The sequence below is a fragment of the Psychrobacter sp. GTC18467 genome, assembly GCF_055397455.1.
Window position 1 is genome coordinate 493,960 of sequence record NZ_AP038920.1, and the last position, 24,911, is coordinate 518,870.

Consider the following 24,911-nt stretch of genomic DNA (forward strand, 5'->3'; position numbering starts at 1 on the left):
ATAAAAATTAAGCTTACAAATCATAACTGACATCACTTTTAAATCATAGCGTTTGCCGACACTAATTGTGTTACTGGTTTTTAATGGTTCATTTTTATCTTGCCGCCTGTTTTTAGGAGTTGTTATGGCAAATCAGTTTGCGTTATTTAAACGCCGCCGCTTTAGTTCGATGTTTTTTACCCAGTTTTTAGGGGCGTTTAATGACAATGTCTTCAAGCAGGCACTGATTTTGGTGCTCACCTATACCGCAGCCAGTCAGCTTGGGGTGGCGGTCAGTATCTTAAATAACTTGGCAGCGATGCTGTTTATTTTGCCGTATTTTTTATTTTCAGCCTTAGCCGGTCAGTTTGCCGACAAATTTGAAAAATCCAAGCTGACGCGATTGGTCAAGCTGCTTGAAATTGTCATCATGGTACTTGCCGCTGTCGGCTTTGTATTTGAAATTTACAGCTTGCTGTTTGTGGCGCTATTTTTGATGGGAACGCAATCTACCTTTTTTGGTCCCATTAAGTACGCTTATTTGCCGCAAGCCATGAAAGAGGACGAACTGGTTGGCGCCAATGGCTTGTTTCAAATGGGAACCTCGCTTGCCATTTTGCTTGGGATGATTGTGGCAGGGCTGCTCACGCAGCTTGCAAATCCGCTCTACTGGATTAGCGTTGCCGTCCTTGCTATGGCAGCGCTTGGCTATTTTGCGTCGCGCTTTATTCCTAATATGCCCGCCATGCAGCCCGATTTAACAATTAATTGGAACATCTTTACCACAAGCTTTGCCACGGTTCGCTATTTATATTCCCTGCCGTTTTTGTTTTTTATTATTTTAGGCAACAGTTGGTTTTGGTTTTATGGGGCGACATTTTTGACGCAAACGCCTGAATTTAGCAAGGTCATTTTGTTCGGTGATGAGTCGGTGGTGATTTTTTTACTAACGCTGTTTTCAGTTGGGGTGTCGATTGGCTCGCTGCTTTGTAAAAGTTTGACCAAAAACCAAGTGAGCCTTAAGCTATTGCCCTTTGGTATTGCCGGATTGAGTCTGTTTGCTATTGATTTGTATTTTTCATTATCAGCGCTCAACATTAGCGCTACAATGACGAACGAAAGCCCTCTTTTAGGAATTGGTCAGCTGATGTCAGAACGCGGCAGCATTCGGGTATTTGCCGATTTATTTTTATTAGGCTTTAGCGGCGGGCTGTATATCGTGCCGCTTTATGCCGCCATGCAAGCTTACGCGCCTGTCAGTCATCGCGCGCGCATCGTTGGCGCTAATAACATCTTTAACGCCATTTTTATGGTCGGCTCGGCGATTTTTGCTATTGTTATTCTTAATATGATTCACCTTGATTTGCCGCAATTGTTTTTGGTCACCGGAGTGATTAATATTATTTTTGGGCTGTTTTTGCTTAAAAAACTGCATCATCATATCAAAGCGGCGGTGATTCAAACTCATGAGACGCTGATATAGCTGATATAAAAGACCGTTTGGTGTTAACCCTAAAAAGTGATATTAAAATAAAACCATGATAAAAAAGTGGTTATAATCGTTTGGACTTTTTAAAAAATATGAGCAGGAGCTTGCAATGAGCGTACGATCTTTGACCAAAGTTGATGAGTTATTGCTTAGCGTTGACAAAGCGCTGCGGGCGGTGGTGCCAAACTCCAACCCATCAACGCGACCGCTTCCGGTCACAAGCACTAAATTACCAAGCTTAAGTATCAAAGAGTCGCGGCACGTGGCAGGGCTGATGCGGATTAATCATACCGGTGAGGTTTGCGCTCAAGGGCTGTATCACGGTCAGGCATTTAGCGCTAAAAATGATGCGGTCAAGCAAGCCATGCAGCACTCTGCGGACGAGGAAGTTGACCATTTGGTATGGTGCGAAACAAGGCTTTCTGAGCTTGGCAGTCACCCCAGTATTTTTACCCCGCTTTGGTATGGGATGTCGTTTGGGCTTGGGGCAATAGCAGGGGCGATTTCTAATGAGTTTAGCTTGGGCTTTGTTGCTGAAACCGAAGCCCAAGTCAGTGAGCACTTGCAAGACCACATCAAACAGCTGCCACCGCAAGACACTCGCTCCAAAGAGATTTTGGCGCAGATGGATATTGAGGAGTTGCACCATCGGCAGCTTGCTTTAGACAACGGCGGCTCAGCGCTCGCGTTGCCGGTGCGCTTTGCGATGCGTTGGATGGCAAACGGTATGAAAGCGACCGCTTATCATTTATAATTTTTTAGCAGAAAATTCACAAGGTTGCCACTTAAGGGCTATACAGCACCGCATAATATTTGCTACGGTAAGGCGATGCGCCATCACAACAGACCAGACGGACTTGGTTTATTGTTGAATAATCCGTGAAGCGTTGATTGTTTTTGTTTGCCGTGACTTATTTTTATTGCGGCAACCCCCTTGATTACTAAACCCGATTTAAGGTTGTTATATTTATGAATGTTCACTCCCAACCCTCTTTTGCAAATCAAAAGTCGCTGACGATCAGTGCCCTTGCGGCAGCTTGCGCGATTGCCTTTTCCGCTCCCAGTATGGCGGCTGATACCACGGATGCCAGTGCCGTGCCCTCCGCGGTTGATTCAAGTCAACGCGTCATTCGCCGAGCCGCCTCAAGTCCTGCGCCTGTTGCGACGCCAGAGGCTTCAAGCGAGGTTGACGAGCGCCAAGAGCAAAATACAGCTGCCAATCTTCATATTTCTTTATATGAAGCTCCGGCAACAACTTTAGCCAAGCCGCCCGTTGTCGCAACCCCAACCCTGTTAACTCAAGCGCCGCGCCCCATCCAAGCCACAACTCCTCCAGTCAAGGAGCCTGAAATTCAAACGGAAGTTCGAGTTTATCAACCCGCGCCAATGACGACGACAGGGGTTGACATTAGCGGCGGTCAGCTTGCCGGAATCCCTGCGCCAAAGCTTAGTGTTTCAAACATCAGCTTTGTGCAGACAGTCTTGATCCCACAAAAAACAGGACTTGGCACCGATAAAATTGACGTCAGTCTTCTTGATGACTTTATTAAGCAAGTGTCACCAAACGCGCGCCATTATCCACCAAATTTCCCAAACCGTACTCAGCGCTATTATGCCCGCGAAAAAATTAAAGTATTCACCGATTGGATTGAGCCTTATGCCAAAAAGCCGGACGCGTCTTATGAAGTGCTCCTTCGGGCGGCAAAATTAAATGGTATGGGTCGCAACTTAGACTTAGGCTCAGACTACGCGGTTCGTGGTGGTCAATATGTTGACCGCGCCATTAAGCTTAAGCCAGACAGCGCTGAGGCTAACTTTTTATATGGCATGATGCTCTCAGAAGGTGGCGGCTTTAAAGAAGGTCAAAAATACCTTGATCGCGCCGTTAAACTTGGCTACTTAGAAGCTGAACAAAGCCTTGCTCAATCTGACTTGTTAAGCGATAAAAAATCACAAGCCCTAGAGCGACTACAACGTTTGCAGCAGCAGCATCCTGAAAACACCCAAATTCCAAAACAAATTCAATTGATTGAGGAAGGTAAATACTACATTTGGGACTTGCCTGCCCCTGGCATTAATTTAAAGCTATAAGCTTACTTTGATGCAAATTTTTAATCGATTGATGGTTCAAAAAGGCGCTCTTATTTTAAGAGCGCCTATTGTTGCTTGTACGCTGATATTTACACTATCGGCTTGCAGCACAATCAAAGTCAACAAACAGCCTACAGCCAAAACCATTACCGCTCAGCGCGGCAACATTGTCACTGACAATAAACTTAGCAGTCATACCGCATCGGCGCTCTTATCGGCAGGACTCAATGAGCAAGCTTGCCTTAAGCATTTTGATTTGTGCCAAGCGCAACTGTCCGACAGCCTACTCACTGACCGCTACCGGCAAGCGCTAGCCGTCTTTGCCGAGCTGCACTACGCCAAAGCGCGCAGCCTTATGGAAAGTCGCGACTGCCAATCGGTGTTGGCAAGACCGCCGATTGACCCCTACTTTGCCAATGCCAAACCTAGCGACAAAGAAGCTGAGGAGTTGCAGCAAAGCTCACAACTATGTTTGCTTGATTATCAATCAAGGCTCATTGATGCCATTAAAACTAGTTATACCTTTTTATTTTATGACAGCCTTGAGCATGATTTTGAAACTAAGAGCGCTCATTCAGTCTTAGAAAAACGCCACAATTCAAGACTACCCACTGAGCTTGACATTCAAACTCAAGACATTTATAACGCCGCAAGCAACGACATCATCACAAGGCTTTATAAAGAAAACGCCAATCCCCATTATCAATTTGGGGATAGCACCAGTTTTACGGTCAATTATTTGCCAACGACCATGACCACCAGCGCTGATTTAATCGCTAACGCCCCTGCCCCATTTAGTGACCCAACAAAGCAAATTAAGGTAATGACGCTTGCCTCAGACCACTATAACCTCAATGTTTTTTTGCCCAACGAAAGCAACTATTTGCAAAATGCCCAAAAGCAAACCTCAGCGCTAAGCGATTTGATTTCTGCGTATGAGCTTAGGCTGTCAGGGCTCAACTCCATCAGCAAACGCCCCGGTCTTGGGGTAAGTCTGGTGGCATCCTTAGATGACCGCTACACCACCACCATTCGCCAGCTTTTGGTGTCAACGCTTTCAGGGAAACTCAGCAAATCAAGCCATAGTGATGAAGACCCTGCCGCGCGAATTTATCCCACCGGTCATTTACTGATGACAGGATTGATTCAGCCGAAAGGCGACAGCGTCCTTGATGTGCTTGCCAGTAATGATTTGGACATTCATCTTTATAACCCGTATCGCACTGACAGCGTTCATATTTTAGGTGAAGATTATCCCTTATCTGCCAACTTTTCGGCAAGTTATGGGCTTTGGTTGGCTGAAAACCAGCTTGATAGTGTGGGCTATTTAAACCTACTGACCCGCCAGCAAGAAGCCAGCCTGCCCAAGCTGTTTATGCTTGAGCCTTATGACCCAAGCAAACGCGTTATCATCATGCTTCACGGGTTAGCCTCAAGTCCTGCGGCTTGGGTCAATTTGACCAATGACATTTTTAATGATGAAATCTTGCGCGACCATTACCAAGTTTGGCAAGTGTTTTACCCGACCAATTTGCCGATTTTAGAAAACCGCTACCAAATCCAAAAGTTGTTAACCGCCGCTTATAAAAAAACTGACCCAAGCGGCAATCAGCCATCAAGTAAAAACAGCGTCATCATCAGTCACAGTATGGGCGCGGTGATTGCCCGCTTGATGCTGTCTAATGACAATTTGGCGCAGCGCTTTGATGAGTTGCAAGACAGCGACGCGCTGACCAACGCCAACAAACGGCAAATCAATACCCTGCTAAAGACCGCCTTTAGCTGTGAGGAGCTTGGCAAGCGCTTTGAGCTGACGCCGTTACCGCAAGTCGATACTGCCGTATTTTTATCCGCACCGTTTCAAGGGACAGATTACGCCGATAGATGGTTTACGCGGGCGCTTCGGCGCATCATTTATCTGCCGCTTAACCTCATCAAAACAGTAACGGACAATCTAGCTGCCATTGCCACTCAAGGCGACTTGGCGCAAAATCCTTTAGGGGCGCTGTATTTGCAAAATGGCGCAAGTCAATTAAGCGATAAATCCTCATTTATCAAACTGACCCGCGATGTGAGCATTGATAAAGGCGTTACTTACCACTCCATCATTGCCAGTAATGATTCGGACTTGACTCAAGGCATCGCTCAGCTTCAGCCAGAAGGCGCAAAGCTTGATTTGTCAAAAGCTGACAAAGAGGTGGATAAGACCGAAACGCTGAAAAAACTACCCAGTGAGCCGTTAATTGCCGCGGTCACCGTGGACAATCGCTTAAGCCAAGCGTTAACCGACCGCTTATCCGATGGCATTGTCCCGTATAACAGCGCGCATTTGCAGGGCGCAGCAAGCGAAACGGTCATTTCAGGGGGTCATAGCATTCAATCCAATCCGCAAACCATCTTAACGCTGCGGCGAATTTTGCATGAGCAATTAAAAAACAAACCTTAATATTAAAATCAGCCCTAATTTTCAGGGCTTTTTTATTGGCATTTTTTTATCTGCGCTATTGGATTTCCACTAACTGTTTTTTCTGCAAAACTCCACAGTTTTATCATTGAATTAAGAAGATTTTCTAAATAATTATACTTAAATTCAGCGTTATTTTTTCAATGCTAAATACTGACTTTAAAGTTTGTTTCAGTGTTTTACAGTTACTTGCACCGTAATACCAATGGGCGCATACTATATGCCATATCGGTTCAGGGTCAGCTTAATATTTTTCTTAAAAAGTTAGGATTACAAGCGCGCTATCAATTTATAAATTATGTAATTTAACTTAACTTAACACTATCCATACAAAAAGGCGAGTTTAATAACATTTTATAAACTTTGCCTTAAATTCTGCCTAGTGCGGCTGCCTTGACCAAACCTGATAATGCTTTAGTCAAAACGATTGCTTACTGATATTTTGACCAAGCTTACAATTAAAGGTAGCTTTTTATGTTTGCAACAGTGATTAGCCAGCTTGATGCGTTAATTTTGGCACGGATTCAGTTTGCGTTTGTCATCTCTTTTCATATTGTCTTCCCCGCTTTTTCTATTGGTCTTGCCAGTTGGCTGACGGTGCTTGAGTTTCGTTGGCTCAAAACTGGCAAACCCATTTATGCCGAAGTTTATAAGCACTGGGTCAAAATCTTTGCTGTGGTGTTTGGTATGGGCGTGGTGTCCGGCGTGGTGATGTCGTATCAATTTGGTACCAACTGGGCGGTGTTCTCCGACCGCGCTGGCAACGTGTTAGGACCCTTACTTGCTTATGAGGTGCTAACCGCGTTTTTCCTTGAAGCGTCATTTTTGGGAATTATGCTGTTTGGTTGGGGTCGGGTTAGTAAGCGGATGCACTTTGCGTCAACGGCGATTGTGGCGGTGGGAACGCTGATTTCTGGATTTTGGATTTTATCCGCCAACAGCTTTATGCAAACGCCGCAAGGCTTTATGGTCGGCGCGGATGGTCTTTTATACCCAACTGATTGGCTCAAAGTCATTTTTAACCCATCATTTCCATATCGCTACGCGCACATGATTACGGCAGCATTTTTGTCGACGGCGTTTGTGGTTGGTGGCGTTGGTGCTTATTATTTGCAGTCCAAACGCCACAGCGAGCACCGCGCTCACGGTCGCGTGATGCTTGGTATGGCGATGGTGATGGCGATATTTATTGCGCCAGCGCAAGTGTTGATTGGGGATGAACATGGCTTAAATACGCTTGAGCATCAGCCTGCTAAAGTTGCTGCGATGGAGGGCATTTGGGAAGATGAAACAGGAGCAGCTTTACGGCTGTTTGCCATTCCTGACCAAAAAAACCAAACCAACAAATATGAAGTTGCCATTCCTTATGTGTCGGGGCTGATTTTAACCCACTCTTTTGATAAAGAAGTTAAGGGGCTTAAAAATTGGGCGCCTGAAGACCAACCGCCAGTAATTATCGTATTTTGGGCATTTCGGATTATGGTTGGCATCGGGCTGTTGATGGTGATGGTGGGGCTATTTAGCGTTTATAAATACTTTAAAAAGCAGCAGTTTGATAAAGACAGCGTTTGGTTTCATCGAGCTTGGATGATGATGATGCCGATGGGCTTTATTGCGCTGTTATCGGGTTGGTTTGTCACCGAAACCGGTCGGCAGCCCTACACGGTTTATGGGGTGATTCGAACGGCAGAAAGTATGTCACCACTTGCCGCTCAGCAAGTGGCAACGACGCTGATTGGCTTTATTGTGGTTTATGCTTTTGTCTTTGGTGCAGGGACGTTTTACATTTTGCGGCTGATTGGTCAAGGTCCAAAACCCTATGACGACCCAAGTGAGGATAACTTCTATGAGCATTCAGTAACCGAAGGTCAAGGTCGAACGCTCAGCGGCGACCAAAGCGCCGGCGAAAAAACCGAGCAGCACGCCGGCGATTTGGACGCGCCTGCTGAAGATGTGGACGATGGAGGATTACGCTAATGTTTAACTTTGGTGATGTGCTAGATTTGCCGCTGATTTGGGGCGGTCTGATTGCCCTTGCTGTCTTTGTTTATGTGCTGCTTGATGGTTTTGATTTGGGCTGTGGTATTTTATTTCCCTTTGCCGGTTCTGACAAAAACCGAAGCCGAATGATGAACTCCATCGCCCCATTTTGGGATGGCAATGAAACTTGGCTGGTTTTAGGTGGCGGCGGCTTGTTTGCCGCGTTTCCGGTGGCTTACGGCATCATTATGACGGGGCTTTATTTGCCCGTGATTTTTATGCTGTTTGGTTTAATCATGCGCGGGGTGGCGTTTGAGTTTCGCTTTAAGGCATCCTCAAAACGCTACGTTTGGGACTTTTTCTTTTTTGCAGGCTCGGTGGTTGCCGCATTTTTCCAAGGGGTGATGCTTGGGGCATTGGTTCAAGGGTTAGAAGCCAGTAACCGGCTTTATACCGGCGGTCCTTTTGATTGGCTCAGCACCTTTTCCATTGTTTGCGGAATTTCGCTCATCATCGGTTATGCGCTGTTAGGCTCAACGTGGCTGATTATTAAAACCGAGCACAAATTGCAAGTTTGGGCGCGCAAAGTGTCTAACTGGCTGCTTATCGCCTTGGTGCTTGCGATGGTGGTGGTTACGGTATTTATGTATTTTTCAGACATCGATGCGCTTGAAGGTTGGTTTAGCTTGCCGGGGATTTTGTACCTTGCACCGATGCCGATTATTGTGGTCGTGCTGTTTTTTCTTATGCGCAAAGACTTGTCCACCGAGCGCGAATACCGACCCTTTTTACTGACCGTGGCGCTATTTTTGATGGGTTATATTGGCGTTTGCTTTGCGGTGTTCCCGCACATTGTGCCTTATCAAATGACCCTTCATGAAGCAGCAGCGGCAGATACTTCGCTATCGTTTATGCTCATTGGCGCGGCAATTATGCTACCGATTATTTTAAGCTATACCGGTTATGCGTACTATACGTTTAAAGGTAAAACGGACCATGAGCACATGTATTAATTGTTAAATTAAACGAGGTGATTATGAAACGGTTATCAAAAAAACAGTCACAATGGGCTTGGTTTATCGGGCTTTATTTGGCAGGGTTTTTGACCATTTTTAGCATTGCGCAAATTATTAAATGGGCAATGGGCGTTTAAAGCTTTAATCTTTTTTAAGGTTAAAAACAAAAAATCGCTGAAACTTAGCTTCAGCGATTTTTTTATTAAGAAAAAAATTAATAAGAATTTAGCGACCTTGATGCTCAGGATTTTTGCTCTGAACAAAGTCATTCACTTCTGCTAAGCGCTCAGGCGTGCCAACGTCAATCCAGTTGTCTTTGATGATGCTCCCTGACACCTGAAACTTAATCATTGCTTTTCGCAGCAGCGGCGCAAGGGGCGCGGCTTGACCATGAACCAAGCCAGCAACGATTTTTGGCGACATGACGCTGATGCCTGAAAAGGTAAATTTATCGCCGCCTGCAATCAGCTGCTCGCTGACCAAGCCATTATTTAAGGCAAAATCGCCGCCATGATTGTGAGTTGGGTTGTCAATTAATAGCAAATGCGCTTTTTGGTCGGGGCGCAATTGATAATCGGTTAAGTTGGCAAAATCATAAGTCGTCCAAACATCAGAATTCACCAAAATAAACGGCTCGTCTTTTAATGCCCCTGATTGCAGCGCTTGAAAAATCCCGCCCGCCGTTTCAAGCGGCTCATCTTCGACTGACCACGTTAAGTTGACGCCAAATTTTTCACCATCACCAAGCGCGCTTACAAGCTTGTCAGCAAGCCAAGAGGCGTTGATGGTAATGTCAGTGATGCCAGCGGCTTTTAACGCTTTGATATGCCAAACAATCAGCGGCTGACCAGCTACCTCAACGAGCGGCTTTGGCGTGGTATCGGTTAGCGGTCGCAATCGTGTGCCCTTTCCTGCCGCCAAAATCATCGCTTGGGTGATGCTCATAATGCTACCTCCTACTTTATTATTATTTTAAGTCACTAAATTTTTGCTGAAAAATGGGTAAAATTTGTGATTGCAGCCACTCTGAAAAGTCAGAAATCACCGATTGCAATTGACTATTGCCCTGATAATTCAAATCTGCTTTTTGCAAATAATCAAGCTCAATCACCAAATCACGCATCACCTTTGGCATATCTGCCAAATAGCGGTCTTTGCCATCGCGCTCGGACAATCGGACAAAAATACCCAGCACCTTTAAATGGCGCTGAACGCCCATGATGTTGACTTGGGTTTCAAACTCAGCAGCGGTTTTGGTGGTTGGCATATGGTTATCAATAAGCTTTTGCCAAAAATCAGCCATCCATTTTTGCACCCAACTTTCAGGAAAATCGATATAGGCATCGCGAACCAGTGACACCAAATCATAAGTATAAGCGCCAATGACCGCATCTTGAAAATCAATGACTCCAAGGCTGGTTTTATCATTTTGGTTTTGCATCAAATTGCGGCTGTGATAATCACGGTGAACGATAACTTGCGGCTGAGCGCTAATCGCGGCAATCAGTTCTGACTTCAGCGATTGCCAAAGCGCGGGCGCGATCGTTACGCCCAAATATGGCAGCAGCCAATCGCTAAATAAATCCATCTCGCGATTTAACAGCTTGGCATCATAATCAGGAATTTGATGCTTTTCTTTTGCAGTCTTAACAGGGATTTTTTGCAGCTCAATCAGCGCCGCCATCGCCCATTGATAATAGCCATCGATGGCTTGGTCGTTGGCATCAACCAATAAATGAGCAAACTCCACCGCACCAAAATCTTCCAATACCAAAAACCCTTGCGGCAAGTCTTTGGCAATCAGTTTTGGTACGTGAATTTTTGCGCTCATCAATTCAGCAACGTTGACAAATTGCGCCATGGCTTCTTTATCCGCTGAGGAGTCCATGACAATGTAGCTGATACCATCACTGCTTAAACGGTGATATCGGCGGGAGCTTGCGTCCCCTGCAAGGCTTTGAACGCTAAAGTCGGTGTCAGCAAACACCGACTCAAGCCATGTCAGCAATGCCGAATCAAGCGCGTTGTTGTCGTTTAAAGAAGTATTTAAGGATAAAGGTTGGGTCATAACGGCATCACAAAAAGTCAATCGGAATATCGGTCAGCGCAATTACTAACGAACGACCAAAATAATGATAATTTTCAAAAATTCTTGTTAAAATAGCTCACCTTTTAACGCATGATGGTCAGCTTTGCTATTAAGCGCCGTATTGATATTTCACGTAAAATACCGATAGTCTGACTTAAAACTGCGATAAAAAAGTGCTCAATAGTGTAGCTGATTTGCTTTTTTTTGACTATGATAAGTCGTCAAGATATGTAAATTGACGCAAGATTGTTGTCATCACGACTTTTTGCCTTTGCCTCATAGGTGTGACCTTGTTATATTCTCGGCTTTATCAAAGCATTCGCTTGGTTTTATTTGGCTCGCTTGCGGCAGTGGCTTTGAGTGCTCAAGCGGCAACCCCAAACGGTGATCAAGAACTGCCCGCGCCAAAATCCGCTGATTTGAGCAATCAAAAATTTGGCAACAGCACATCGCAAACGATTTCCTATAAAAACAGCCGAAGTGTTGCTAATCGCGCTTTAGCCAATCAGATTACGCAAAATGACGCCGCTGCAAACGATGATTGGCATGAGCGCGCCGTCACGCCTGTTTCGGTAACGGCGATTAATGATGCTAATAATATTAGCGCAGCCGGCAACGATTTTGCCGCTGACAACGCTGACAACGCTGATAGCGCTGATAACGCTGAAGACTCTGAAAACGCGGTCGCCAACGCCACGCCGGCTTTAAATAATCATCCCACTGTGCCCAAACCTTCACGCGCTGAACAAAACATGGCGGCTGGCCCTGACCGTGACAACCAGCGCCTTAATGTCAGCGATGAAAGCATTCAAGAAAGCTTAGCACGGCTTGCTGAATTTTATGAATTAAAGCCCAAAGCGGCAGAAAATACGGCGCCGCAAGTCACTCAAAACGGCGCAAAAGTGCTGCCCAAGCTTGGCAATAATTTAACCCTACTGCGCCGAAATGTTGACACCTCCGAGCGCTGCGAGGGTCAATGGGTTTATCCGCAGCCGAACCCCAACTATCAGCGCGCCGTTGCAGAAGCCGGCGGTCAAGTGGGCAGCATGAACACCGCAACCGGTGCCAATAGCCAAGCGCCGATTTTTACTGAATCCGATTATGGCTACTATGACAACGTCGATTACGCCGAGCTTGCCGGAAACGTGGTCATCAATCAAGGCAGCAACCAAATCGCAGCGGACAAGGTCATTTTAGATTTGACCACCGGTGTTGCTAGCGCCCAAGGCAAAGTGCTGTTTACCGACAAAGCGATTGGCAATCAAGTGACGGGCGATTTGGCACAATTTAAAGATGGCAAGCTTAATATCAGCGAAAAAGCCAGTCAAGGCGGCTTGATTGGCGTCGCTGACAGCTTAGCTTATAGTACCGAGTCGGGACAATCGACCGCTTATGGGGTCGCGTTTGCAAGCGTCCCCTTGCAAGCTCACGGCTATGCTAAGCGCTTAAATCACCCAAGTGATACCCAGTATGAGCTTGATGAGGTGATGTTCAGCACTTGTCCGCCGACAGATAGAAAGTGGCAGCTTGAGGCAAAAGGCATTGATTTAGATACCGAAACGGGTCGCGGAAAAGCTTACGATACCACTTTTCGTATTTTAGACGTTCCGGTATTTTATCTGCCATATTTTAATTTCCCCATTGACAGTCGGCGCACCAGTGGCTTTTTGCTGCCAAGCGCCAGTATCAGTAGTGAAAGCGGTCTTGAGGTGGATATTCCCTACTACCTCAACCTTGCGCCAAACTATGACGCCACCTTTAATACTCACATTTATACCAATCGCAACCCGATGCTGTCAGGCGAGTTTCGTTATTTGACCGATGATTTTGGTGAAGGGATTATCAACGGCTCCTACTTGCCAAGCGACCGTAAATATAACGACGAAGACCGCAGCAGCTTATTTTTTGACCACTATTGGGCCTCAAAAAACATTCCAAGGCTCAGTGGCGATGCTAAATACAGCTATGTGTCGGATGCCGATTATTTAAACGATTTTGATACCCTTGGGCTGTCCAAAAATACGCTCAATTTGCCGCGCCGCGCCCGCGTGAATTACTATAATGATTTTGTTGATGGCGAATTAAAAGTCGAAACTTTTCAGACATTGAACGCCATTATCAATAACGGTGAGCCGCTACAAGACAAGGATAAGCCCTACTCAAGACTGCCGCAGCTGCAATTAAATTATCGATTGCCATGGTTAACAGGATTTGATATCACCGGCGTGAGCGATTCAGCGTATTTTAAAAAGTCGATTGACGATGGCTCAGAAGCCGAAAAAAGTGGCGTCCGCCTTTATAATAAAATCAGCGCGGCTTACCCCATTGAGTCCGCTTGGGGCTATGTCAATCCAAAGCTGAGCCTGCAGCACCTTTATACCTCTTATGACAAAGACAGCCTTGAAGATAACGATTTAACCAAACAAGATGGCAGTCAATCGGTGTTTGTGCCCCAAGCCAGCATTGATGCCGGATTGCATTTTTACCGCTCAGGGTCACCATTTGGCAAATTTGACGACTCATTAGGGGGCTATCAGCTGCTGAGCCCGCGCTTAAAATATACCTATTCGCCGTATAAAGACCAAAACGACATTCCTAACTTTAACACGCGGATTGCGTCAATCAACTACGAACAGCTGTTTTCGGACAGTTGGTTTTTAGGTCATGACCGCCTGCAGGACTTGCACGCTATCACCCCCGGAATTAACTATCGTTACATCGACGCAACGGGCGTGACACGTTTGGATGCTAGTATTGCAGAACAGTTTTATCTCGATCAAGGTCGCGTGACCTTAGATGACGATAAGTCGGTGTTTGATGCCTCCTCATCAGGAATGGTCTGGTCGGCAAGTGCTCAGCCTTATAATAATGTTTGGTTGGATGTCAGCGGCGCGCTGAATCACCGCTATGATTTAAACTTTTTTACCACTGAGCTTCGCTATCAGCCAACTGAAAACAGCTTATTTAACGTGGGATTTGTCAAACGTAAGCTTGATGACAACACCAATCAATTACCATTAACGGCGCTTACCGGCTCAACGATTTTTCCGATAAATAACAACTGGCGGGTGCTGGCTCAAGGTCAATATGACTACCGCGAGAACAAAATGCTTGATGCCTTAGTTGGCGTTGATTATGAGGACTGCTGCTTTGGCTTTGCCGTTTATGGCAGGCGCTACTACAACGATTTAAACACCAGCGATGAGCCGACCCAAGCCATTATGGCGGAAGTTCGGCTCAACGGTCTGGGCAGCGGCAGCAGTCGCTTGACTAAACTGTTATCCGAAAAAGTCTTAGGATTTGAGCCAGTTCAATCGGCTTGGAAAGATTAAGCGCTTAACTTTTTAACGTTAAGTAATCACAATTTTTGTAACCGCTCAGAGTTACTTTTGAGATATTTAGAAATTTTTGAATGACCATCCGATGCGATGACATTGATGAGGAGCATCATGAACGTTTTTTCACCTTCAAAGGCTATTCTTGCCGCCTTGGTTAGCGCCGCGTTATTCAGCTCAGCGCAGGCAGCTACGGTTAAATCAAAAGCAGCAACGACAAGCGCAAACAATCAAGCAACCAGCCGCTTAAGTGCCGCAACCAGCGCGGATGGCGTCATTGCCATGGTCAATGATAATGTTATTTTAAAAAGCGATTTGATGGCTGCCATCGCCCAAACTCAAGCGCGAGCACAGGCGGCAGGACAACCGATTGCCAACTCGCCGCAACTGCAATCAGAAGTATTAAACGCCCTGATTTTGCGCGAGTTGCAATTGTCCTTTATCAATCGGGCAGGACTACGCCCCGATGAGGCGGCGATTAACGAGCGCTTGACTCAAGTTGCACAGTCTCAAGGCTTATCAAGCTTAAGCGAATTGCAGCAAGCCCTTGACCGTCAGCAGCCGAGTGGCTATGCGGCATTTCGAGCGCAGTTGATTGAAGATGCGGCGATTCAAGCCTTGCAGCAGCGCCAAATCAACAGCCGAGTTCGCATTTCAGAGCAGGATATTGATGCGTTTTTAGCCTCCCCTGAAGCAAAACGCTTAAGCCAAAGCGAGTATCAAACCATTCATATTCGCGTGCCTTATATTGATGATTATAACCGCCTATCGACTGCTCAACGTGATGAGGCGATGCGCGTGGCTGAAGAGGTTCGTCAACGCCTACAAATGCCAAACGCCGATGTTAATGAAATTATTAAAAGCACTCAAGGTCGCTATCCGCTCGAAATTCAAGGCGGTAACATGGGCTACCACAAAGCTTCTGCTTTACCAACCGAGCTTGCCGATGAAATCGTTAAGCTTAATGTCGGCGCGGTCAGCGCTCCGCTGATTACCCCTGAAGGCATTGACATCATCAAGCTTGCGGACAAAAAATCAAGCGACAAAGTCATCATCCCGCAGTGGCATACCCGTCATATTTTGGTAAATGTTGATGAGTTGCAATCGGACGCTTTAGCCGAACAAAAAATCAATGACATCTACGAGCAATTGCGCCGCGGCGCTGATTTTGCTGCGCTTGCTTCGACCTACTCTGATGATGCCGGTTCTGCCGGTCGCGGCGGCGATTTGGAATGGGTCAACGAAGGCGATATGGTCGCCCCCTTTGAAGCCGTCATGAAAAAAACACCCGCCGATGACTTTTCAGCGCCATTTAAATCGCAATTTGGTTGGCATATCTTAAAGGTTGAAGGCACACGCGATTTTGACGCCACCACCCAATACCGTCGAAACCTTGCCCGCCAAGCTCTTTTTCAGCGCCTAGCGCCCCAAGCCAAAGAAGACTGGCTGCAAGAATTGCGAGCGGCAGCTTATATTCAAATCATTGACTAGCTTTTAACGACCAGTTAACTAGATGAAAAAGATGACTGATGGCAGTCATCTTTTTTTTGCGGAATAAAAAATCTTTTAGTCGCCATACAGGGCACCAACTCATTAAGTTAATTGAATAATCAACTTAAAATCAACAACTTAATCACAAGAAAAAACCCCGAACCTAGGGCGATGGGTTCGGGGCTTGGGCGCATCTTTTTGTTATTATTATTATCACTTCCCTGCGGACTTATCCTAAGTCGCAATACGGATTTTAAGATAGCGGGCTGAGCTATGTTAAAATCCATGCCTCAACACTGCATCCTTGCTTATCCTTGTGCTGATAATGGATATTTTATAACAGGTGATTGATATCAGCTAGACGCTAAAAACCCTAATTATTGTAAGCTTTTGCTTACAAGACAATAGTTCGCAGAATTTGTAACGATATGGCTGACCTTAATCCGACTTTTCTTGTTGATGCTCGCAAGATACGGCGACACCCTCTTTTTTTCCCGCACAAATTTTTTCCTCAGCGGCATAAAAGTCATCAATAGTTGCTTTTTCGGCGTTTTGCTCTTGAGCACAAATTGATTCGGGTTCAAATTGTAGCACCGTCATCACCGGAAAATGGTCAGAGCCGATGCTTGGCAGGCGCTTAATTTCAACCAAAGTAAAGCACGGACTGTGAAAAATATGGTCAAGTGCCCAGCGCAAAAATGGATATTTGGCGTGAAAGGTATTGACAAAATCACGACCTATTCGCGGGTCAAGCAGCCCTGAGATGCGCTGAAATCGGCGTGTGGTTTTGGACCACGCCACATCATTTAAGTCGCCGGCTAAAATTGCTATTTGATTTTGCGACTTAATATGTCGCCCAACCATCAGCAATTCAGCATCGCGGGTGGTAGATTTGGCAGCCTCCGTTGGGCTTGGCGGCATAGGATGCAGGCAATATAGCCAAACGGTTTGACCATTGTTAAGTCTAATTTGGGTGTGAATGGAGGGAATATCATCAATAATTAAAAACTTCACTTGAGGGTCAATCAGCTTAAATTTTGAATACAAATGCATGCCGTATAAGTTATCCAGCGGCACTTTAACGCTAAATGGAAAGTCCGGCTCAATCACCGATAGCGCATTTTCCCAAACTTTATCAGTTTCAAGCGTTAGTAAAATATCAGGATGCTGCTCGGTGACCAAATCAATCAGTGCTTGTTTGTTGACATTAGACGTTAACACGTTCGACACCATAATGCGAAGTCGATGGCGATTATCCCTGCCATTTTTTGCGCTTTTTACCTCTTTTTGCCAAATCCGCGTGTATGGCAGCACCATTTTAAGCTGAAATGCCAATGCTGCCACCAACGCGGCAAGTAGCAGCCAGTGCCAAAATGTAACGTCTTGCCAAAAAGCAACTGCCACCATGCCAATTAGGCTTGCGGCACCCAACCATAAAATCTGTAGCCTTGGGAAATCAACGCCGCGAATCCACCAAAAATCAAGTGGCAATAACCCCCAAACGGTCACAAAAATGATGCCGCCTGACATGACCTCTAAGATAATTGCGATAAGCTCTGTATCCATAGATTGCCTTATAAGTAAAAATTAAAGCTGAGTAATTTTTGTTTATTATAATTTAGAAATTTATGCTGAAACCTTTTTTCTAATCAAGCCCAGTTTAGTTAAAGTCATCCGCAGTTGCGCTAAGCGGTTTTTTAACCACATTACTTTATTGCCCATTGTCAGCTTATTATGAGCGCCATTAGCAGCGCATTCTTTTAATAACCAAAATTTAATAACCAAAAGTTTTTCGGAATTAAGCCATTATTGATTAAAATTGACTCAAATGGCGTGAAAATGGCTTGCAATTTAGGCGCTTTCACGGCATTGTAATCGGTTGAGATGGCAATACTTCTGGGTAAATTAAGGACAACACGTCATGAGCAATTTGAAAGTAGGCTTGGTCGGCTGGCGCGGCATGGTCGGCTCGGTTCTTATCGAGCGGATGCGCGAAGAAAATGACTTTGCAGGAATCACGCCGGTATTTTTTTCGACCAGTAATGCCGGTGGCACAGCGCCAAGCTTTGATGGCATCGACACGGGAACGCTAAAAGATGCTTATGACATTAAAGCGCTGAGTGATTGCGACGTGATTATCACCTGCCAAGGCGGCGACTACACAACAGACGTCCACAAGCCCCTTCGCGATAGCGGTTGGAATGGCTATTGGATTGATGCAGCAAGCACCCTACGCATGGCGGACGACAGCATCATTATCCTTGACCCTGTGAATAAAAACGTCATCGATGAAGCGCTAAAAAACGGTAAAAAAGACTTTATCGGCGGCAACTGCACGGTGTCACTGATGCTGATGGCAATCGGTGAGTTGTTCAATAAAGGCTGGGTTGAGTGGGTCAGCGCCATGACCTATCAAGCTGCCAGTGGCTCGGGCGCGAACAATATGCGCGAGCTCATCAATGGCATGGGCGTACTTCGTGATGCCGTTGCCGAGGAGCTTGCCAATCCTGCCAGCGCCATTTTGGAAATTGACAAAAAAATCGCGCAAACTCAGCGCTTGGATGATTTTCCAAAACAGTATTTTGGCGTGCCGCTAGCCGGAAGCCTCATCCCTTACATCGACTCGCAGCTTGACAACAAGCAATCGCGCGAAGAGTGGAAAGGCGGCGTTGAAACCAACAAAATCTTGGGCAACGATGAAAACAGCCAAATCGCCATCGACGGGCTTTGCGTTCGCATTGGCGCAATGCGCTGTCACGCTCAAGGCCTGACCATCAAGCTTAACAAAGACATTCCTTTAGAGGAAATCGAAGACGCGCTTAAAAATAGCGGCAACCAGTGGCTTGATGTGGTTGAAGACACCAAAGACGCTGCCATGAACCGTTTAACCCCAGTTGCGGTCACCGGAACGCTTACCGTGGCGCTTGGTCGCTTGCGGAAGCTCAACATGGGCGGCGAATATCTGGGCGCGTTTACGGTTGGCGACCAACTGCTTTGGGGCGCGGCTGAACCGCTTCGCCGGATGCTCAACATCATCCGCGAGCAGCAAGCGTAGTTTTTTTAGTATAGTATTTTCGCTTTATTGGGCGTAAAAACTTATTGGCAAAACCGTATTCAAAAAGGCAGCATTAAGCTGTCTTTTTTGTTGCCACTGCCTGTTGACCAAGCGGTAAATACCATCGCACGGCAAGCGGTGCTATAATTCAGCTTATTTTTAAAAGATAGCGATGTTGATATGCAATTTACCCTTCATAAAACGGCAAGCGGTGACACGCGAGCGCGCCGTGGTACAGTTCACTTAAATCACGGCGACGTTCAAACCCCTGCTTTTATGCCGGTTGGCACGTATGGTACGGTCAAAGGTATGCTGCCGCGCGACATCCATGAGATTGGCGCAGAGATTATCCTTGGCAATACCTTTCATTTGTGGCTGCGACCAGGAACGGAAGTGATTGATAAATTTGGCGGTTTGCACGACTTTATTCATTGGGATAAACCGATTTTGACCGATTCTGGCGGCTTTCAAGTCTTCAGCCTTGGTGCCATGCGTAAAATTACCGAAGACGGTGTTCATTTTAAATCGCCGATTGATGGCGCAAAGGTGTTTTTATCGCCTGAAAAATCCATGCAAATTCAATACAGTTTAAATTCTGACATCGTCATGCAGTTTGATGAATGTACGCCCTATCCTGCCACCCATAGTGAGGCGAAAAAATCGCTTGAATTGTCGCTGCGTTGGGGCAAACGCTGCTTGGATGAGCATCAGCGCTTAGAAAGTAACAACGCGCTATTTGGCATTATTCAAGGCAGCATGTACCCTGATTTGCGTCAGCAGTCGCTTGAGGGCTTGCTTGAGATTGGCTTTGATGGTTATGCCATTGGCGGGCTGTCAGTTGGGGAGCCTAAAGAAGAAATGATTGATGTGTTAGATTACATCCCCGATGACATGCCAAGTGACAAGCCGCGCTATCTGATGGGCGTTGGCAAGCCTGAGGACATCGTTGAGGCCGTTCGCCGCGGTGTGGATATGTTTGATTGCGTCATGCCGACCCGAAACGCTCGCAACGGTCATTATTTCGTCACTGGAAACATCGACAACGGCGGCATCGTTCGTATTCGCAACAGCCAATACCGCTTGGATGAAACCCCGCTTGACCCTTATTGCGACTGCTACACCTGCCAAAACTTTAGCCGAGCTTATTTATACCATCTGAATAAATGCAAGGAAATGCTTGGGGCGCAACTCGCCACCATTCACAACCTGCGCTACTATCAGCGCTTAATGGCAGCAATTCGTGAGGCGATTGACAATGACCGCTTTGATGAGTTTGTCAGCGACTTTTATGAAAGGCGCGGTCAAGACGTTCCAGAATTGAATTTACGCTAGCGAATTGCTTTAAAAGCTAAATTGAAAATTTTTACTGTTAGCAATTAAAAAAGGCTTAATCAAATTAAGCCTTTTTTATGAATTAAGCTTTATAAAGTTAAGGCAACTCTTCGGGCAGTTTTTCAAGAGGTAAATCGGGGTGCTTCATTAAATGAATGATTGCCAGTGCTAAACCGCCCCAAACCAAGATGATTGCTACCGCCATCAATACCATTGCTGATGAATTCATTTAAACCTCCTCGCCTCGACCTTTAAGGGCAGTTAATAATAATGCGCCAATCGCAAAAATCACCACGATTCCCCAACCAAAAATCAGCTGAGTGAGCATCGGATAATCCCCGTAACCTTCTGTTAGCAAGGATTTTAAAGTCAATACCAAAGCAATCAATAAGGATATGGGGGTGACGACGGTCAACATAAACACCCAAGTTTTGCCAAGTTTAATGCTTGAGATGCGATTGACATGCTCAATAAGTGCCGGAATAACCGAGCGATTAAACCAAGTAATCCAAACGATGGACAATAGCGCCCCAACCACGATGCCGATATTGTTCGCAAAGTTGTCAATAATATCAACAAAAGTAATGGCGTTTTTGGTGGAAAATAATACAATCGAAATCAGCGCGCAGCTGCCGCCAATGATGGTCACGGCTTTATTCCGCGACCAGCCGAATTTATCTCTAAACGCCGCAATCGGAACTTCTAAAATACTAATAATCGAGGTGATGCCAGCAATCACCAGCGAGCCAAAAAACAAAAATCCTACAAGGTCGCCGCTGCTGCCCAAGCTTGAAATCAGCTTTGGAAAGGCAATAAACGCAAGACCAATACCACTTCCCACCACCTCAGCAATCGGAACGCCTGTTGCTTGCGCCATAAATCCTAACGCCGCAAAAACACCGATTCCGGCAAGCAGCTCAAACGACGAGTTGGCAAAGCCAACCACCAACCCCGATGCCGTCAAGTTGGCATTAGGTTTTAAATAAGATGCAAAGGTCAGCATGATACCAAAGCCAATGGACAGTGAGAAAAAGATATGACCATAAGCGGCAAGCCAAACTTTAGGATTGGTCATCGCGCCCCAATTGGGGGTAAAAAAGGCATTTAACCCATCAACTGCCCCTGGCAGTCTGAGCGATTGGAAAACAAGCAGACAAAACATGACAACCAATAGTGGGATACAAATTCGGTTGGCAAGCTCAACGCCTTTTTTGACGCCACCGTATAAAATAATCAGCGCCAATGCCCAAACGATGACCAAGCCAATAAACAACTGCGGTACAAACGCCGCTTGCAGACTATCGGCATTTTGCAAGTAAGTATTAAAGAAAAACGCTTCGGTGTCTTGACCCCACTGCTGACCGAAAGAGAACACCATAAAGTTCCCCGCCCAGCTCAGCACGCTGGCGTAATAAATCGCCACCACGGAGCAGACAAGCACTTGCCACCAACCGATGGACTCTGCGGATTTAATCATCCGCCGATAAGCTATCGGCGCCCCGCCACGATATTTTTGACCGACAATGTAATCTAAAAACAGCAAGGGCAATCCGGCGGTCATCAATGCAATCAAATAAGGAATAACAAACGCGCCCCCACCATTGTCATAAGCCACATAAGGAAAACGCCAAATGTTGCCAAGACCAATGGCTGAGCCTACTGCCGCTAAAATAAATCCTGAGCGACTAGACCAACTCTCTCTAGGTTCTGCCACAACTCTCTCCTTAAAACAAAGTAAATAAACACAAAATTAAAAATGTTACTTGAGGAACAGGGCAAACCGGAAATCAAATTTACATTCATAATTAGGTAATAAGAAAGTTACCCACCTCCTATTTACCGTAAGTTTCTGTTAACTTTGCAGGCTTGTCAATATAATGATATAAAAAAACCATAACTGATTGTCATGGCTTTTTATAAAATGGATAATATTTGGACTATTTTACAAACTATTGTGGGAGTTTAGGAATTAACGAACCACCCCGCGGTTGCTTTGGGTGAGCGAGTCAATCAGCATTTGAACTTTTGGCTCTTTTGGCAACAGCTCATTTTGCAAAACTTCTAAAGCTTGTTGGGTAGTCATTCCCGAGCGAAAAATCACTTTATAAGCTTGTCGCAGCACCTCAATCGTTGCCGCTGACCACTCTTTTCGGCGCATGCCCTCAACGTTCAGCCCATGCGTGTGGGCAGGATTTCCTGATACCATCGTAAAAGCCGCCACGTCTTTTAAAACCAAGCTTGCCCCGCCAATTAAGCTATAATCATCAACGCGGCAAAACTGATGGATGCCTGAATTACCGCCGATAATGGTATGGTTGCCGATATGGACGTGACCGGCGACACCGACATTATTGGCTAAAATATTATGGTCGCCAATCATACAATCATGAGCAATATGCGTGTTAACCATAAACAAATTGTGACTGCCAATCTTAGTCAGCCCGTTGTCTTGAACCGTACCCCGATGTAGGCTACAAGCTTCGCGAATGGTATTGTTATCGCCAATTTCAAGCCAAGTACGCTCGCCATTGTATTTTAAATCTTGGCAATCCTCACCGATGCTCGCAAATTGATAAATGGTGTTGTTTTTGCCAATTTTGGTAAGCTTGGATACCACCACATGGCGCAACAGGGTCGTTCCTGCGCCAATGCTGACCTCATCGCCGATGATACAATAAGGACCAATCACCGCTAAATCATCGATGGTGGCAGTGGGTGAAATGAGTGCCGTTGGGTGAATCTGACTCATAATACAGACCTTGATATCATCGGTTGTTAAAAAGATACGTCAAGCAAGCAATCATGACTGAGCTTGGCGCGCAATCATCACTTCAGCGCTGGCAGCAAGCTCATCTTCGACATGAACGCTGCAATCAAACTTATAAATACCGCGCTTTTGCATTTTGAGCGTTGAGCGAATAATCAGTTGGTCACCGGGAATCACACGGCGCTTAAAGCGGACTTTATCCACCCCTGCAAACAAATACAAATAACCGTCTTCTGCGGTCATCCCTGCGCTGATAAATCCAAGAACGCCTGAAACTTGCGCCATTGCCTCAACCATCAACACCCCTGGCATAATCGGCTCATCGGGAAAATGACCATTAAAAAACTCTTCATTTATGGTCACGTTTTTAATGCCCGTAATGCACTCGCCCGGCTTACAAGCGACCACTTTGTCCACCAGCATAAATGGATAGCGGTGCGGCAAATAGTGTTTTAGCGTATGGTAAGTTAGCGGTAGCGTTAAGCCTTGTTCCGCTAAGCTTTTGATATCATCGTCAGTTAAATTTTTAATGTCATTGGCGCTCATAAAGGCTTCCTTGCTATGGCAGGCTAAGAGTAAATTGGCAATCTGTTATTTTAAATCTTAAAATTTATTGAGCAATTTTAACAATAAATCTTAGCTTGCTAAAATGCTAGTTAAAATATTTTTTATTTAACTACTGATTAAAAAATCAGGTTAAAATTTTAAAGTTTTGCGTATTAAATTTTGTGATGACTACTTAAGTTTATTTATCACCAAGTTTGCGAAAGCGAACCGCGGCGCGGCGCCAATTTGGCGTTGGCATGGCAGAGGTTCCCGAGGAATAAGCCCCTGCGGTTTTAATCGACTTGGTCACCATGGTCATTGCTGATAAAGTCACATCATCACAAATTGTAATGTGACCATTAATCCCAACGGCTCCGCCAATAATGCAGCGTTTGCCAATGGTGGTGCTGCCGGCAATTCCCGTTTTGGCGGCAATCGCAGTGCCGTCGCCGATTTTGACATTGTGAGCGATTTGCACCAAGTTATCAATGATCACATGATTGCCAATGACCGTATCATCAACCGCGCCGCGATCAATACAAGTCTGGCTACCGATTCGCACATGATTGCCAATCACGACCCGACCAAGCTGAGCAATGCGCTCCCAACCAAGCTTGCTACGGTCATTGGTCGCGGCAAAGCCAAAACCTTCTGAGCCGATACTCACGCCAAAGTGCAGGCGAACAAAATCACCAATAATGCAGTGATGGGCAATCGTCACATGAGATTTGATGACGGTGTGCTGACCAATAGTCACGCCATCTTCAATAACGACGTGAGCATCAAGACAAGTTCCATTACCAATAACAACGTTTTCACCAATGACGCAAAACGCACCAACGCTGACGTTTTGACCAATGACCGCGCTGTCTGCGATTACCGCTGATGGGTGAACATTGCCGCCATTTGGTTGATAGGCAAACAGCTGACTGCTACTGGCATACGCCAAATACGGATCGGCAACGACCAATGCCGTACTGGATGCTGGTACTAACGCCTCATGCTTTGGTATTACTAAAATGGCAGCAGCACGGCTATTTTTAATGCTTGCTTCAAACTGGGCGCTTGATAAAAAGCTGATTTCATCAGCTTTAGCATGAGATAAACTGCCCACCCCGCAAAGCTTTTGGTTCAGCATAGCAGCGCTCAGCTTGGCTTTATTTAGCACCGGTTGGCGCTGCTCAATTTTTGCAATCAGTTGTTTAAGGGTTATCATCATTTAATAGTATCAGTATAAATAACAATCAAGCCCAATCGTTGGGCTTGAACTTTTATCC

At 45.8% G+C, this 24,911-nt stretch carries 19 protein-coding genes; 11 read left to right on the forward strand and 8 right to left on the reverse strand.

The annotated features are described in order from the left end of the window. Positions 1 to 124 precede the first annotated feature (124 nt). From ACZ5XY_RS02030 to ACZ5XY_RS02060, 7 genes are all read left to right on the forward strand, one after another. Complete coding sequence (locus tag ACZ5XY_RS02030; RefSeq protein ID WP_464742504.1) at positions 125 to 1,462, forward strand: MFS transporter; 1,338 nt, start codon at positions 125 to 127, stop codon at positions 1,460 to 1,462. A 115-nt stretch (positions 1,463 to 1,577) separates the two neighbouring features. Further along, positions 1,578 to 2,222: a 2-polyprenyl-3-methyl-6-methoxy-1,4-benzoquinone monooxygenase gene (coq7, locus tag ACZ5XY_RS02035; RefSeq protein ID WP_464742506.1), complete on the forward strand. Its 645-nt coding sequence runs from the start codon at positions 1,578 to 1,580 to the stop codon at positions 2,220 to 2,222. Between the two features lie 215 nt (positions 2,223 to 2,437). Next, positions 2,438 to 3,559 (forward strand): tetratricopeptide repeat protein, encoded by a 1,122-nt coding sequence (locus ACZ5XY_RS02040; RefSeq protein ID WP_464742508.1) that lies wholly within the window; start codon positions 2,438 to 2,440, stop codon positions 3,557 to 3,559. A gap of 10 nt (positions 3,560 to 3,569) precedes the next feature. Then, complete coding sequence (locus ACZ5XY_RS02045; protein ID WP_464742510.1) at positions 3,570 to 6,005, forward strand: esterase/lipase family protein; 2,436 nt, start codon at positions 3,570 to 3,572, stop codon at positions 6,003 to 6,005. 492 nt (positions 6,006 to 6,497) lie between these two features. Then, positions 6,498 to 8,000 carry a cytochrome ubiquinol oxidase subunit I gene (locus ACZ5XY_RS02050; protein WP_464742512.1) on the forward strand — a complete coding sequence of 501 codons (1,503 nt, stop codon included), beginning with the start codon at positions 6,498 to 6,500 and terminating at the stop codon, positions 7,998 to 8,000. Further along, positions 8,000 to 9,016, forward strand: a complete 1,017-nt coding sequence (gene cydB / locus ACZ5XY_RS02055; protein ID WP_464742514.1) for a cytochrome d ubiquinol oxidase subunit II — start codon at positions 8,000 to 8,002, stop codon at positions 9,014 to 9,016. The genes ACZ5XY_RS02050 and cydB overlap by 1 nt, the downstream gene beginning before the upstream one ends. 23 nt (positions 9,017 to 9,039) lie before the next feature. Next, positions 9,040 to 9,156, forward strand: a complete 117-nt coding sequence (locus ACZ5XY_RS02060; protein ID WP_464742516.1) for a DUF2474 domain-containing protein — start codon at positions 9,040 to 9,042, stop codon at positions 9,154 to 9,156. A gap of 88 nt (positions 9,157 to 9,244) precedes the next feature. Here the strand turns inward: ACZ5XY_RS02060 and murU are convergent, their stop codons facing one another. Both murU and ACZ5XY_RS02070 read right to left on the reverse strand, forming a co-directional pair. Beyond that, positions 9,245 to 9,964 carry an N-acetylmuramate alpha-1-phosphate uridylyltransferase MurU gene (gene murU / locus ACZ5XY_RS02065; RefSeq protein WP_464742518.1) on the reverse strand — a complete coding sequence of 240 codons (720 nt, stop codon included), beginning with the start codon at positions 9,962 to 9,964 and terminating at the stop codon, positions 9,245 to 9,247. Between the two features lie 22 nt (positions 9,965 to 9,986). Beyond that, positions 9,987 to 11,087, reverse strand: coding sequence for an aminoglycoside phosphotransferase family protein (locus tag ACZ5XY_RS02070; protein ID WP_464742520.1), 1,101 nt, complete (start codon positions 11,085 to 11,087; stop codon positions 9,987 to 9,989). Positions 11,088 to 11,860: 773 nt separating this feature from the next. Here ACZ5XY_RS02070 and ACZ5XY_RS02075 point away from each other — a divergent pair. Continuing rightward, the gene (locus ACZ5XY_RS02075) at positions 11,861 to 14,440 is read left to right on the forward strand and encodes an LPS-assembly protein LptD (RefSeq protein WP_464743688.1); all 2,580 of its coding nucleotides are present in this window, start codon (positions 11,861 to 11,863) and stop codon (positions 14,438 to 14,440) included. Between the two features lie 117 nt (positions 14,441 to 14,557). After that, positions 14,558 to 15,934 carry a peptidylprolyl isomerase gene (locus tag ACZ5XY_RS02080; RefSeq protein WP_464742522.1) on the forward strand — a complete coding sequence of 459 codons (1,377 nt, stop codon included), beginning with the start codon at positions 14,558 to 14,560 and terminating at the stop codon, positions 15,932 to 15,934. 438 nt (positions 15,935 to 16,372) lie between these two features. On the opposite strand, the gene ACZ5XY_RS02085 is transcribed toward ACZ5XY_RS02080, so the two are convergent. Further along, positions 16,373 to 17,500: an endonuclease/exonuclease/phosphatase family protein gene (locus tag ACZ5XY_RS02085; protein ID WP_464742524.1), complete on the reverse strand. Its 1,128-nt coding sequence runs from the start codon at positions 17,498 to 17,500 to the stop codon at positions 16,373 to 16,375. A 355-nt stretch (positions 17,501 to 17,855) separates the two neighbouring features. On the opposite strand from ACZ5XY_RS02085, the gene asd reads away from it, so the two are divergent. Further along, complete coding sequence (gene asd, locus ACZ5XY_RS02090) at positions 17,856 to 18,989, forward strand: aspartate-semialdehyde dehydrogenase (protein ID WP_464742526.1); 1,134 nt, start codon at positions 17,856 to 17,858, stop codon at positions 18,987 to 18,989. Positions 18,990 to 19,169: 180 nt separating this feature from the next. After that, entirely contained in the window at positions 19,170 to 20,321 is a 1,152-nt protein-coding gene (tgt, locus tag ACZ5XY_RS02095) for a tRNA guanosine(34) transglycosylase Tgt (protein ID WP_464742528.1), read from the forward strand. 97 nt (positions 20,322 to 20,418) lie between these two features. On the opposite strand, the gene ACZ5XY_RS02100 is transcribed toward tgt, so the two are convergent. The 5 genes from ACZ5XY_RS02100 to lpxD form a co-directional block, all read right to left on the reverse strand. Beyond that, positions 20,419 to 20,550 carry a methionine/alanine import family NSS transporter small subunit gene (locus ACZ5XY_RS02100; RefSeq protein ID WP_464742530.1) on the reverse strand — a complete coding sequence of 44 codons (132 nt, stop codon included), beginning with the start codon at positions 20,548 to 20,550 and terminating at the stop codon, positions 20,419 to 20,421. Beyond that, positions 20,551 to 22,035 (reverse strand): sodium-dependent transporter, encoded by a 1,485-nt coding sequence (locus ACZ5XY_RS02105; RefSeq protein ID WP_464742532.1) that lies wholly within the window; start codon positions 22,033 to 22,035, stop codon positions 20,551 to 20,553. A 255-nt stretch (positions 22,036 to 22,290) separates the two neighbouring features. Next, on the reverse strand, positions 22,291 to 23,070 hold the full coding sequence (gene lpxA, locus ACZ5XY_RS02110) for an acyl-ACP--UDP-N-acetylglucosamine O-acyltransferase (protein ID WP_464742534.1): 780 nt from the start codon (positions 23,068 to 23,070) through the stop codon (positions 22,291 to 22,293). 51 nt (positions 23,071 to 23,121) lie between these two features. Continuing rightward, positions 23,122 to 23,634 carry a 3-hydroxyacyl-ACP dehydratase FabZ gene (gene fabZ / locus ACZ5XY_RS02115; RefSeq protein WP_464742536.1) on the reverse strand — a complete coding sequence of 171 codons (513 nt, stop codon included), beginning with the start codon at positions 23,632 to 23,634 and terminating at the stop codon, positions 23,122 to 23,124. Between the two features lie 199 nt (positions 23,635 to 23,833). Beyond that, a complete protein-coding gene (lpxD, locus tag ACZ5XY_RS02120; protein WP_464743690.1) occupies positions 23,834 to 24,850 on the reverse strand; it encodes a UDP-3-O-(3-hydroxymyristoyl)glucosamine N-acyltransferase in 1,017 nt (338 codons plus the stop codon). Between the last annotated feature and the right edge of the window lie 61 nt (positions 24,851 to 24,911).

Excerpts from the sequence above, each read along its gene's own strand:
- ACZ5XY_RS02085 (WP_464742524.1), bottom strand. The coding sequence starts at position 17,500 with ATGGATACAGAGCTTATCGCAATTATCTTAGAGGTCATGTCAGGCGGC.
- ACZ5XY_RS02070 (WP_464742520.1), bottom strand. The coding sequence starts at position 11,087 with ATGACCCAACCTTTATCCTTAAATACTTCTTTAAACGACAACAACGCG.
- ACZ5XY_RS02060 (WP_464742516.1), top strand. The coding sequence starts at position 9,040 with ATGAAACGGTTATCAAAAAAACAGTCACAATGGGCTTGGTTTATCGGG.
- ACZ5XY_RS02040 (WP_464742508.1), top strand. The coding sequence starts at position 2,438 with ATGAATGTTCACTCCCAACCCTCTTTTGCAAATCAAAAGTCGCTGACG.
- fabZ (WP_464742536.1), bottom strand. The coding sequence starts at position 23,634 with ATGAGCGCCAATGACATTAAAAATTTAACTGACGATGATATCAAAAGC.
- ACZ5XY_RS02080 (WP_464742522.1), top strand. The coding sequence starts at position 14,558 with ATGAACGTTTTTTCACCTTCAAAGGCTATTCTTGCCGCCTTGGTTAGC.
- tgt (WP_464742528.1), top strand. The coding sequence starts at position 19,170 with ATGCAATTTACCCTTCATAAAACGGCAAGCGGTGACACGCGAGCGCGC.
- lpxD (WP_464743690.1), bottom strand. The coding sequence starts at position 24,850 with ATGATAACCCTTAAACAACTGATTGCAAAAATTGAGCAGCGCCAACCG.
- ACZ5XY_RS02100 (WP_464742530.1), bottom strand. The coding sequence starts at position 20,550 with ATGAATTCATCAGCAATGGTATTGATGGCGGTAGCAATCATCTTGGTT.
- cydB (WP_464742514.1), top strand. The coding sequence starts at position 8,000 with ATGTTTAACTTTGGTGATGTGCTAGATTTGCCGCTGATTTGGGGCGGT.
- ACZ5XY_RS02030 (WP_464742504.1), top strand. The coding sequence starts at position 125 with ATGGCAAATCAGTTTGCGTTATTTAAACGCCGCCGCTTTAGTTCGATG.
- murU (WP_464742518.1), bottom strand. The coding sequence starts at position 9,964 with ATGAGCATCACCCAAGCGATGATTTTGGCGGCAGGAAAGGGCACACGA.
- ACZ5XY_RS02075 (WP_464743688.1), top strand. The coding sequence starts at position 11,861 with ATGGCGGCTGGCCCTGACCGTGACAACCAGCGCCTTAATGTCAGCGAT.
- ACZ5XY_RS02050 (WP_464742512.1), top strand. The coding sequence starts at position 6,498 with ATGTTTGCAACAGTGATTAGCCAGCTTGATGCGTTAATTTTGGCACGG.
- lpxA (WP_464742534.1), bottom strand. The coding sequence starts at position 23,070 with ATGAGTCAGATTCACCCAACGGCACTCATTTCACCCACTGCCACCATC.
- coq7 (WP_464742506.1), top strand. The coding sequence starts at position 1,578 with ATGAGCGTACGATCTTTGACCAAAGTTGATGAGTTATTGCTTAGCGTT.
- asd (WP_464742526.1), top strand. The coding sequence starts at position 17,856 with ATGAGCAATTTGAAAGTAGGCTTGGTCGGCTGGCGCGGCATGGTCGGC.
- ACZ5XY_RS02045 (WP_464742510.1), top strand. The coding sequence starts at position 3,570 with ATGCAAATTTTTAATCGATTGATGGTTCAAAAAGGCGCTCTTATTTTA.